Source organism: Frankia sp. CcMO1 (genome assembly GCF_977945845.1).
This window is the reverse complement of the sequence record NZ_CDWTMG010000151.1, coordinates 1-11606: the sequence shown is the minus strand read 5'-3', so window position 1 is coordinate 11606 and position 11606 is coordinate 1. Positions and strand designations below refer to the sequence as shown.

Below are 11606 nucleotides of genomic sequence, written 5' to 3'. Positions count from 1 at the left end.
GTCCTGACCTGCGTCGGAGCGAGCTGGGTCGGCCGCCCACCGTCAGCCCACGGGCCGCAACTGATCACAAAAGTCGGGTTGGAGTACTAGGCTGCCGTCGGCGACCCGGCAAAGATCGACGGCTGTGCTCTCGGAGACGCGGATCCGGGCGAAGCGACCGAAATGTCCATAGTCACCCAGCTCCGCCTGCGTCCGCGGACTGGCCATCGCCACGACCCGGCTACCGGTCGGGGACAGCTCGCGGCCGTCGAGCCACGCCCCGTCGCCGACCACCGCCCACCACCGGCTGCCCGTGGTGTGTTCCACGACAAGACCGGCGAGCGGGAGGCAGTCGCGCACCAGGCCGATCGCGGTGGCGTACGGCGTGAGGCCGGCGTTGTACGTGAGGCCGGCGTTGTAGTCGAGGCTGCCGTCGGGGAGGCCCATCGCTATCCACGGTTGCCCGTTCGCCGGCTCCGGCCCCACCAGGCCGTGCTCTTCGCCCACAATCGGTAGCCCCAGGGTGCTCAGGTGGGTCAGTGCGGCGTCTTCGGTGGCGTGGTTGGCGGCGGAGAGTGCGGCAACCCGCAGAAACCGCTCAGCGAGCGGAGCGGAGTCGTCCCCCCACGCCTGCTGTCGGACCGACCACCCTTCTAGGCGGTGATCGAAACCGAGCCTACGCGCAAGCTCGGTACCGACCGAACCGGACACGACGAGCGTGGTGCACCCCAGTAAAGCGGCCTGCCGGTCCAGAGCCCTCACGAGTGTCTCGGCGACGCCGGCCGGCGTCTCGGGAGCGATCACGAGTGCCTCAAGGCGCGCCGCGGAGGGCAGTCGGGTCCAGCAGGAAGAAGCATCGAGGACCGCGGCCCCAAGCAGCCGGTCCGCGTCCTCGGCGAGGAGGACCCGCCACCTGGGCTGGGTGAGCAATCCGCGGAGCCACCCGCTGTCGAGGCGAGGGCGGGGCTGTGTGCCGAGTAGGTCGTGGCCGGTGGCAAGCAAGCCGGCCAGGCGATCGATGTCGCCGTCAGTCGCTGTCCGAAGAGAAGCAGACACCAGGGTTTCCTTCCGATCCTCACCAAGCTCGTCAGCAGGTCGTCGATGTAGTACTCGCGGACGACTCGGTGCGCGGGCGCACCCGGCATGTCCAGCACAATGCTCGCGCGGCTTGTCCGGACAACTGCGCCGCCCGGAACGCGCAAGGCTGCCTGGGTGAACATTGCAAACAGTTGTTCCTAACGAACCTGTTCCTCACGAACCACCCGGCGTAGCCACACCGCGAGCAGCTCGACAGCACCGACGGCGGCGGCCTGACCGGGCCCGCGCCGACGTCGTGTGGCGGGTGGGTGCAAGCGCCTGTCGCCGGCGTACAAGCCCTCGCCGTTTACCGTGCCTACACTTTGGGATCACACTCGATTCGACCGGTGAGGTTCGGCAGCACCGCCCACAGCCCCCTGGAGGCCAGCGATGTTGGTGCCTTTCGGTGCACGTGATTTCCTTGATCGAGCGGTCGCGGTGTACGGCAGACGTGTCGGTGTCGTGGATGAACCGGACCAGCCCGCCCAGCCGTGGCCGGACCTGACCTACTCCCGCCTGGGTGAGACCGCCCGTGCGCAGGCGGCGGGCCTGGACGCCTTAGGCGTGGGCCACGGTGAGCGCGTCGCGATCGTGGCGCACAACAGCGCCCGCCTGCTCGCGTCGTTCTTCGGTGTCAGCGGGTACGGCCGGGTGCTCGTCCCGGTGAACTTCCGTCTCTCGCCGGAGGAGGTCAGCTACATCGTCGAGCACTCCGGCTCCGATGTACTGCTCATCGACCCCGAGCTGGAGGAGAAGCTCTCCGGCGTGACCGCGAGGCAGAAGTTCGTGCTGGGCGCCGAGAGCGACGCCGAATTCTACCGCTTCGACACCGAGCCCACGCCGTGGGAGCCGGACGAGAACGCCACCGCCACGATCAACTACACCAGCGGCACGACCGCGCGGCCCAAGGGCGTGCAGATCACCCACCGCAACATCTGGGTCAACGCGGTCACCTTCGCGCTGCACGCCGGTGTCACCGACCGCGACGTCTACCTGCACACGCTGCCGATGTTCCACGCCAATGGCTGGGGCATGCCGTTCGGCATGACCGGTCTCGGCGTCCAGCAGGTGGTGCTGCGCAAGATCGACGGCCCGGAGATCCTGCGCCGCGTGGAGCAGCACGGCGTCACCGTGATGTGCGCCGCGCCGGCTGTGGTCAACGCCGTGCTCGACGCCGTCCGGGACTGGGACGGCGAGGTCCCCGGCCGCGACCGCGTGCGGGTCATCTGCGCGGGTGCTCCGCCGCCCACCAAGACGATCCAACGGGTCGAGGAGGAGCTCGGCTGGGAGTTCATCCAGATCTACGGCCTCACCGAGACCTCGCCGCTGCTCACGATCAACCGTTCCCGCGTGGAGTGGGACGACCTGCCGCCCGAGGATCGCGCGGGCAAGCTCGTCCGTGCGGGTGCGTCCGCTCTGGGCGTCACGCTCAAGCTCTCGGACTCCGGTGAGGTGCTGGCCCGCTCCAACGTGGTCCTGGCGGGCTACTGGGAGCGGCCGGAGGAGTCGGCCAGGGCCCTGGCGGGCGGCTGGTTCCACACCGGTGACGGCGGCGTGATCGACGACGAGGGCCACCTGACGATCAGTGACCGCAAGAAGGACGTGATCATTACCGGCGGTGAGAACGTCTCGTCGATCGAGGTCGAGGACTGCCTGTTCAGCCACCCGGCGGTGGCCGAGGTCGCGGTGATCGGCGTGCCCGACGAGAAGTGGGGTGAGACGATCAAGGCGCTGGTCGTGCTCGCCGAGGGCCGGACGGCGACCGAGGCGGAGCTGATCAAGCACTGCAAGGAGCGGCTCGCCGGCTACAAGGCACCCACCTCGGTGGAGTTCCGCGACCAGCTTGCCCGTACCGCCACCGGCAAGCTGCAGAAGTTCAAGCTGCGCGCCCCGTACTGGGAGGGCCACGAGCGCCAGGTCAACTGATCCGACCGGAAGCGAACCCGGCCATGGGACGAAGGCGGACGGCGCCCGAGGCGCCGCGCCGACGGATCCGGTACCTTACCTGCACCTTACATAAGGTGACGAATGTGGCGCGCATGGTGAGCGCGAATCGGATGCCCGGCGTGGGGGACTGTGATAAAACCTAGATGCACAATCCAAGATTATCGGATGGGCTAATATCGGGCTACCGGGCGATTTCTGTGATCGGGCGGTCGCGACCTGTGGAGACCCTTGGTAGGGAGTGCGGGGGCCGCGCTGACGGATGACGAAGCCTCGGTTCCGCGTCGATGTCCCTGTCCGCTGGGTGTTCGTCCGTTCGTCGAGATTCGGCCTGTGAGAGATGTGGGGTAGTCGTGTCGCTGCGTTCGCGCCGGTCGTGTCTGGCCGTTCCCGGCTCGTCGCCGAAGATGCTGGGCAAGGCCCAGGGGTTGCCGGCCGATCAGGTGTTCTGTGACCTGGAGGACTCGGTGGCTCCCGGCGCGAAGGAGTCAGCGCGGGCGAACGTGGTCGCGGCGCTGAACGAGGGCGCCTGGGCGGGGAAGACCCGGGTGGTGCGGGTCAACGACCTGACCACGCGCTGGACCTACCGCGACGTGATCGAGGTGGTGGAGGGCGCGGGGGCGAACCTGGACTGCGTGATGCTGCCTAAGGTGCAGTCGGCGGAGCAGGTGGCGTGGCTGGACCTGCTGCTCACCCAGATCGAGAAGGTCATGGGGCTCGAGGTGGGCCGGATCGGGATCGAGGCGCAGATCGAGAATGCGCTGGGGCTGTCGAACGTCAAGGAGATCGCGTTCGCGAGCCCGCGGATCGAGACGATCATCTTCGGCCCGGCGGATTTCATGGCGTCGGTGAACATGCCGTCGCTGGTGGTGGGGGCGCTCAGTCCGGACTATCCGGGTGACCCATTTCACTATGTGCTGTTCAAGATTCTCGAGGCCGCGCGCGCCCGCGGGGTGCAGGCGATCGACGGGCCGTTTCTGCAGATCCGTGATGTGGACGGGTTCCGGGCGGTGGCGGGCAGGTCCGCGGCGCTCGGGTTCGACGGCAAGTGGGTGCTGCACCCAGGCCAGATTGAGGCGGCCAACGAGATCTACGCGCCCCGGCAGGCCGACTACGACCATGCCGAGCTGATCCTGGAGGCCTATGCCTGGCACACCTCGGCCGCGGGCGGTCTGACCGGTGCGGTGATGCTCGGCGACGAGATGATCGACGAGGCGAGCCGGAAGATGGCCGAGGTCGTCGCGGGCAAGGGCCGCGCCGCGGGGATGCAGCGTACGGTGAAGTTCGAACCACCGGTCGGCTGAATCCGCCCGAGTCGGGGCGGATCGGCGCGCCCGGCGCGTGGCGCGTGGCGCGTGGCGCGTGGCGCGTGGCCATGATGAAACCATCCCGCTGCCTGAGTGCGTTTCTGCTCTCCCCTCAGGCATCGGGGGCAGCGACAGGAGCGGAACATGGGCAGGATCGCGCAGACCGACGGTCTGACCGATGTGCAGCGGGACATCCTTGCGGCGGTACGGACCTTCGTCGACAAGGAGATTCTTCCCCATGCGAACGACCTCGAGCATCGGGATGAGTATCCCGAGGACATCATCGAGGCGATGAAGGAGATGGGCCTGTTCGGCATCACCATCCCGGAGGAGTACGCCGGGCTCGGCGAGTCCCTGCTGACCTACGCGCTCGTCGTGGAGGAGATCGCCCGCGGCTGGATGAGTGTCTCCGGGGTCATCAACACCCACTTCATCGTCGCCTACCTGATCCTCCAGCACGGCTCGGAGGAGCAGAAACGGCGGCTGCTCCCGGTCATGGCCACCGGCGAGCTCCGCGGGGCGTTCTCGATGAGCGAACCGGGCTGCGGCTCCGACGTTTCCGCGATCACCACCCGGGCCGACCGGGACGGCGACGACTACGTGCTCAACGGCCAGAAGATGTGGCTGACGAACGGCGCCCGCGCCGGCGTCGTCGCCACCCTGGTCAAGACCGACGAGGGCGCCCAGTCGGTCTACCGGAACATGACGACGTTTCTCCTGGAGAAGGAACCCGGGTTCCGGACGCACGGCGGGATCACCATCCCGGGAAAGCTGGAGAAACTCGGGTACAAGGGGGTCGAGACCACCGAGATGGTGCTGGTCGACCATCGGGTGCCCGCGTCGGCGATCCTCGGCGGCGAGGACGGCCGGGGCCAGGGTTTCTACCAGATGATGGACGGCGTGGAGGTCGGCCGGGTCAACGTCGCCGCGCGGGCCTGCGGGATTATGATCCGGGCGTTTGAGCTGGGCATCGCCTACGCTCAGCAGCGGCGGACGTTCGGTCGGCCTATCGCGGAGCATCAGGCCATCGCGTTCAAGCTCGCCGAGATGGCGACCAAGGTGGAGGCCGGGCATCTGATGATGGTCAGCGCCGCCCGCAGGAAGGACGACGGGCAGCGCAACGACGTCGAGGCCGGGATGGCCAAGTACCTTGCCAGCGAGTACTGCCACGAGGTGACGACCGAGGCTTTCCGGATCCACGGCGGCTACGGCTACTCCAAGGAGTACGAGATCGAGCGCCTGTACCGGGAGGCCCCCTTCATGCTCATCGGAGAGGGGACCTCCGAGGTACAGAAGCGCATCATCAGCCGGGCATTGCTGAAGGAGTACCAGCTTCCGGGCTGAGGGGACGTAATGAAGTAACAAATACGCGATCGAGAGCATCATCGCAGGTCACAGGCCTGTGGAGGGTTCGAAACGCGCAAGTTATTTCATTTCGACTCCTGAGGGGCCGGTGCGTCCCTGACGAGTTGAGTGTGCCGCGATCAGGCGAGGGAGTTCCAGATGCAGTTCGGGCGTCACTTCGAGGAGTTCGAGGTCGGTGCGGTTTACAAGCACTGGCCGGGCAAGACGGTCACCGAGTACGACGACCATCTCTTCTGCCTGCTCACGATGAACCATCATCCGCTGCACCTGGACTCCCATTTCGCCGAGGAGACCACCCAGTTCAAACGGAACGTCGTCGTCGGGAACTACGTTTACTCCCTGCTGCTGGGAATGTCGGTGGCCGACGTGTCCGGGAAGGCGATCGCCAACCTGGAGGTCGAGTCGCTACGGCACGTGAAGCCGGTGTTCCACGGTGACACGATCTACGGCGAGTCCACCGTCCTCGACAAGGTCGAGTCGAAGAGCAAGGACGACCGCGGGATCGTCACCGTCGAAACCCGCGGTTACAACCAGGACGGCGTCCTCGTCTGCATCTACCGCCGCAAGGTCATGGTGCCCAAGCGGGCCTACGGCGAGGCGCGCGGCGGCGAGCAGCCTGGCCGGCCGGAACCCCGGACGGAAGGCTGAGATGGCGGGCGCGGGCCGAGCGGAGACAAAGCGGGACCGTCCGTGGATCATCCGCACCTATGCCGGGCATTCGAGCCCGGCCGAGAGTAACGCGCTGTATCGGCGCAATCTGGCCAAGGGGCAGACCGGGCTGTCGGTGGCGTTCGATCTGCCCACGCAGACGGGCTACGACCCGGATCACGCCCTTGCCCGTGGCGAGGTGGGCAGGGTAGGGGTGCCGATCGCGCATCTCGGTGACATGCGGCGGTTGTTCGACGGGATTCCGCTGGCGCGGATGAACACGTCGATGACGATTAACGCCACCGCGATGTGGCTGCTGGCGTTGTACCAGGTGGTCGCGGAGGAGCAGGGGGCCGATCCGGCGGAGCTGGCCGGGACGACCCAGAACGACATCATCAAGGAGTATCTGTCGCGGGGGACCTATGTCTTCCCGCCAGGCCCGTCGCTGCGCCTGATCACCGACCTGATCGCCTACACGGTGGCCGAGCTGCCCCGCTGGAACCCGATCAACATCTGCAGTTATCACCTGCAGGAGGCCGGGGCCACGCCGGTTCAGGAACTGGCCTATTCGATGTGCACGGCGATCGCGGTGCTCGATGCCGTGGCCGCCGCGCGGGGGATCCCGGTAGGCCGGGCGGGCGCGGACCGCGGGGAGCTGGAGCCGGCGGATGCGGAGTGGATGGGTGAGGTGTGTGGTCGGATCTCCTTCTTCGTCAACGCCGGAGAGCGTTTCGTGGAGGAGATGTGCAAGATGCGGGCGTTCACGGTGTTGTGGGATGAGCTGCTGACCTCCCGGTACGGGGTTCGGGAGCCGGCGCAGCGCCGGTTCCGGTACGGGGTGCAGGTCAACTCGCTGGGGCTGACCGAGGCCCAGCCGGAGAACAACATCATCCGGATTGTGCTGGAGGCGCTGGGGGTGACGCTGTCGAAGGACGCGCGGTGTCGGGCGTTGCAGCTGCCAGCCTGGAACGAGGCGCTGGGCCTGCCCCGGCCGTGGGATCAGCAGTGGTCGCTGCGCATTCAGCAGATCCTCGCTCATGAGACCGATCTGCTGGAGTATGACGATCTGTTCGCCGGTTCGGTCGTGGTGGAGAAGCGGGTCGATCAGCTTGTGGCCGCGGCCAGGGCGGAGATCGACCGGGTTCAGGAGATGGGGGGCGCCGTCGCCGCGGTCGAGAGCGGCTATATGAAGTCGCAGCTGGTGACGTCCCAGGCGGCGCGGCGGGCTCGCATCGAGAGCGGTGAGGACGTTGTCGTCGGGGTAAACCGGTTCACCGAGACCGAGCCGAATCCGCTGCTCGCCGATCTTTCCGCCGCGATCCAGACGGTCGATCCGGCGCTGGAGGAGGCGACCCGCGCGGAGCTGGCGGCTTGGCGGGCCGGCCGCGACGACCGGGCGGTGACGGAGGCGCTGCTCGGCCTGCGGGCGGCGGCCGGGACGGACGCGAACCTGGTTCCCGCCACGCTGGCCTGCGCCCGGGCCGGGGTCACGACGGGGGAATGGGGGGACACGCTGCGGGAGGTGTTCGGGGAGTACCGGGCACCGACGGGGGTCGGCGAGGCCACCGTCGCCGGTGGTGGCGGGGCCGCCCTCGACGAGCTGCGGGCCCGGGTGGCGCGCACGGGGTCCGAGCTGGGCCGTCCGGTGAAGATGCTGGTCGGTAAGCCCGGCCTCGACGGGCATTCCAACGGCGCCGAGCAGATCGCGCTGCGGGCCCGTGACGCCGGTTTCGAGGTCGTCTACCAGGGGATCCGGCTGACGCCGGCGCAGATCGTGGCCGGGGCTGTCGAGGAGGACGTGCACGTCGTCGGGCTGTCGGTGCTCTCCGGTTCCCATCTCGACCTGGTGCCCCAGGTGCTGACGGGGCTGCGGGCGGCCGGGGCGGGTGAGATCCCCGTCATCGTGGGCGGCATCATCCCCGCGGCGGACGCGGACGAGCTCTCCCGACTCGGGGTGGCCGCGGTGTTCACGCCCAAGGACTACGAGCTCACCGCCATCATCCGGGGCATCCTCGACGTCGTACGGGCCGCCAACAAGCTCGATCAGTGAGCTTGACAGCGAGCTCGATCAGTGAGCTCGATCAGTGAGGTGGCCGTGACGGTTGGGGATGGTACCCGGGTGGGCTCGTCAATCGAGTCGGTGACCGAACTCGTCACCGCCGCCGTCGCGGGGAACCGCCGCGCGGTGGCGAGCCTCATCTCCATGGTCGAGGACGGCTCGCCGCACCTGCAGCGGATCGAGCAGCTGCTGATGCCCCGCACCGGGGGCGCGCAGGTGATCGGCCTCACCGGGGCGCCGGGGGTCGGCAAGTCCACCTCCACCTCCGCGCTGGTGGGCGCCTACCGGGCCGCGGGCCGGCGGGTCGGCGTGCTGGCCGTCGATCCCTCGTCCCCGTTCACCGGCGGCGCGCTGCTCGGCGACCGGATCCGGATGGTCGAGCACGCCACCGATCCGGGCGTCTTCATCCGCTCGCTGGCGACGCGCGGAAGTCTCGGCGGCCTGTCGACCGCCACGCCCCAGGCCCTGCGGGTTCTCGACGCCGTCGGGTTCGACGTCGTCCTGATCGAGACCGTCGGAGTGGGACAGGCCGAGGTGGACATTGCCGCCCTGGCGGACACCACGCTTGTCCTGGTCGCCCCGGGGATGGGGGACGGCGTCCAGGCTGCCAAGGCGGGCGTTCTGGAGATCGCCGACGTGCTGGTGGTCAACAAGGCCGACCGGCCGGGTGCGGACCGGACGGTCAACGAGCTCACCGCCATGCTCCGGATGGGCGGTGCCGGCCGCGGGGAGGACGACCGGCGTCCGCAGGTCGTGCGGACGGTCGCCGCCACCGGGCAGGGGGTGGCCGAGCTCGTCGAATCGATCGAGGCCCATCGGGACTGGCTGCTGCGCACGGGGCAGTTGCAGCGCCGGCGGCGTCGGCGCGCGGTCGACGAGATCTCGCGGATCGCCTTCGCCCGGCTGCGGGAGCGGATCGGGGACCTGCGGTCCGGAGCCGCGATCGACCAGTTCGCCGGCGAGGTCGTCGCCGGCGGACTCGACCCCCACACCGCGGCTGATCGTCTCCTCGACGAGGCACTCGCCGCCCAGGCCGCCGCTGGCCTGGCCGCCGGTCACACCGGGGCGGTGAAACCAACCAGGTAACCGCGGTCGTGGCAGCAGCGGCAGGGGTCGATCACCAGCACGGTCCGAACCCGGCCGGCCCGGAATCCCGCCACATGGGACACCGTGCGGCACCGACCGTGGCAGGTCGGGCAAATGGTGTTCGGCTTGGCGTCCACGTGGCGGTACCTTCCCGCGATGACGGGACATAACCTCTGAACGCATCTCTACCTCTGGGCACGTGTCTGTACCTCTGGGCGCGTCTGCGCGCGGTGTCGGGCGGGTTCACGTTCTCGGGTCGAAGGCCGAGACGGCGGCCAGCTGCTCGAACAGCGCGCGTTCCCGGGCGGTCAGGGCCGGCGGCACCGCCACGCACACCTCGGCGTGCAGGTCGCCGGGTGGGCCGGTGGGGTTGGGTAGGCCGGCGCCGCGTAGGCGCAGTCGCCGGCCGCTGGACGATCCTGCCGGGACGCGCACCTTGATCTCACCGCCGGGGGTGGTGACCGGGACCCGGGCGCCCAGGACGGCCTCCCAGGGGGTGACCGGCAACGGGACGTGGATGTCTCGTCCGGACAGCCGGTAACGTGGATGCGGCGCGATCTTCACGTGTAGGTAGAGGTCGCCGGGCTGGCCGTGCCTGCTGCCGCGGCTGCCTTGGCCGGTCAGCCGGATGCGCTGGCCGTCGACCACCCCCCGCGGGATGGTGACCTGGTAGCTGCGTGGGCTGCCGCCGGGGCCGGCGAGGGTGATCTGACGCCGCCCGCCCCGGTAGGCCTCCTCGACGGTCAGCTCGAGCTCGGCTTCCTGATCGGCGCCGGGGATCGGCCCGGTCACGCCGCGGGCCCCGAACAGGCCACCGAACAGGTCACCGAACAGATCACCGACGGTGCTCCCGCCGAGGCCCGCGCCACCGGGGCCGGCACGTCCGAAACCCATGTCGGCGAAGTCTGCGGAGTCGGTGACGTCGGCGAAATCGGTGCCGCCGAAGCCCGGTTCGGCCCGGACCCGGCCGGTGCGGCTCCAGCCCCGGCCGGCCCGGCCGAAGCCCGGCCCGGCGGCCACCCGTTCGTCGTAGTCCTCGGGGAGGCGCCGGAAGTCCGCGCCGAACCGGTCGTAGCGCGCCCGCGTCTTCGGGTCGGACAGCACGTGGTACGCCTCACCGATCTCCTTGAACCGCTCCTCCGCCTCCGGGCCGCGGTTGACGTCGGGGTGGTAACGGCGGGCGAGGCGGCGGTAGGCCTGCTGGATCTCCTCGGCGCTAGCGCCCCGGCCGACACCGAGAAGCTGGTAGTAGTCCCGGGCCACGGCCGGTCACTCCGCAGGCCCGCCGGCGCCGCCCGGGTCCGGGCCGGTCTCGCCTGGTTGCCGGGCGCCGCCGGGCGGTTCGCTGGGTTTGCTGGATGGCTCGCCGGGAGGGCGGCTGACGGCGACCCCGGCGGGGCGCAGCTGCCGTCCGGTATCGCCGTAGCCGGGACGGATCACGGCCACCACCGTGCCGGCTGGGACGTTCGGTTTCTCGACGGCGGTCAGCGCCTCGTGCCGGGTCGGGTCGAACGGCACCCCGACCTCGTCGTGGCGCGGGTAGCCGAGCCGGGCCAGCACGTCCACGGCCTGGTCCCGGACCGTCCGGACACCCGCCACGAGCGAGGCGGGGTCGGCGTCGGCGTGGGTGAGCGCGAGGTCGAGGTGGTCGAGGACCGGCAGCCAGGCGGCGGCCGCGTGGGCCCGTTCGGCGGCCCGATCCCGCTCCAGCTCCCGGACGGTCCGTTTACGCAGGTTGTCCAGGTCGGCGGCGGCCCGCCGCCACCGGTCGGTCAGCTCGTCCACCTGAGCGGCGAGCGCCACACTGTCCAGGACCGCCTCGGTCGGGAGGTCGTCCGCGCCGACGGGGCCGGCGCGGGCGGTGGCCTCTGCGCTACTCCGGTCCACGGTCCGGTCGGTGGTCTGGTCGGTACGGGGGCCGGCGGCGTGGCCGGTCCGGTCTGGGTGCTGTTCGTGCGGCATGTCGTTCGCCATCATCGGTCGGTCTCGGTCGGCATGGGTTCAGCCCCGGTCGAACTCGGCGTCTATCACGTCGTCGTCGCCGGGGGTGCCGCCGCCGGGGGTGCTGCCGCCGGGTGGTGGCTGTGGGCCGCCCGGGCCGCCCGGTGCGGTGTCGGCCGGGCTGCCGCCGGTTCCCTCGG

The 11606-nt window shown here is 69.7% G+C and carries 9 protein-coding genes; 6 read left to right on the top strand and 3 right to left on the bottom strand.

All coding sequences use genetic code 11. The features are described from left to right. Positions 1-42: 42 nt before the first annotated feature. Positions 43-1035 (bottom strand): hypothetical protein, encoded by a 993-nt coding sequence (locus AC08OU_RS16755; RefSeq protein ID WP_476605263.1) that lies wholly within the window; start codon positions 1033-1035, stop codon positions 43-45. A gap of 411 nt (positions 1036-1446) precedes the next feature. Between AC08OU_RS16755 and AC08OU_RS16750 the strand changes: the two genes are divergently transcribed. From AC08OU_RS16750 to meaB, 6 genes are all read left to right on the top strand, one after another. Then, a complete protein-coding gene (locus AC08OU_RS16750; protein ID WP_476605262.1) occupies positions 1447-2982 on the top strand; it encodes an AMP-binding protein in 1536 nt (511 codons plus the stop codon). Positions 2983-3353: 371 nt separating this feature from the next. After that, positions 3354-4304, top strand: a complete 951-nt coding sequence (locus AC08OU_RS16745; RefSeq protein ID WP_462188323.1) for an HpcH/HpaI aldolase/citrate lyase family protein — start codon at positions 3354-3356, stop codon at positions 4302-4304. A 147-nt stretch (positions 4305-4451) separates the two neighbouring features. After that, positions 4452-5651 (top strand): acyl-CoA dehydrogenase family protein, encoded by a 1200-nt coding sequence (locus tag AC08OU_RS16740; RefSeq protein WP_476600083.1) that lies wholly within the window; start codon positions 4452-4454, stop codon positions 5649-5651. Positions 5652-5810: 159 nt separating this feature from the next. After that, entirely contained in the window at positions 5811-6320 is a 510-nt protein-coding gene (locus AC08OU_RS16735; protein WP_462188325.1) for a MaoC family dehydratase, read from the top strand. 1 nt (position 6321) lies between these two features. Then, positions 6322-8370 (top strand): protein meaA, encoded by a 2049-nt coding sequence (locus AC08OU_RS16730; protein ID WP_476600081.1) that lies wholly within the window; start codon positions 6322-6324, stop codon positions 8368-8370. Positions 8371-8439: 69 nt separating this feature from the next. Then, positions 8440-9465 (top strand): methylmalonyl Co-A mutase-associated GTPase MeaB, encoded by a 1026-nt coding sequence (gene meaB / locus AC08OU_RS16725; RefSeq protein ID WP_476600079.1) that lies wholly within the window; start codon positions 8440-8442, stop codon positions 9463-9465. Between the two features lie 243 nt (positions 9466-9708). Here the strand turns inward: meaB and AC08OU_RS16720 are convergent, their stop codons facing one another. Continuing rightward, the gene (locus tag AC08OU_RS16720; protein WP_476600077.1) at positions 9709-10728 is read right to left on the bottom strand and encodes a DnaJ C-terminal domain-containing protein; all 1020 of its coding nucleotides are present in this window, start codon (positions 10726-10728) and stop codon (positions 9709-9711) included. Between the two features lie 6 nt (positions 10729-10734). Next, the gene (locus tag AC08OU_RS16715; RefSeq protein ID WP_476600075.1) at positions 10735-11427 is read right to left on the bottom strand and encodes a nucleotide exchange factor GrpE; all 693 of its coding nucleotides are present in this window, start codon (positions 11425-11427) and stop codon (positions 10735-10737) included. Positions 11428-11606: the final 179 nt, after the last annotated feature.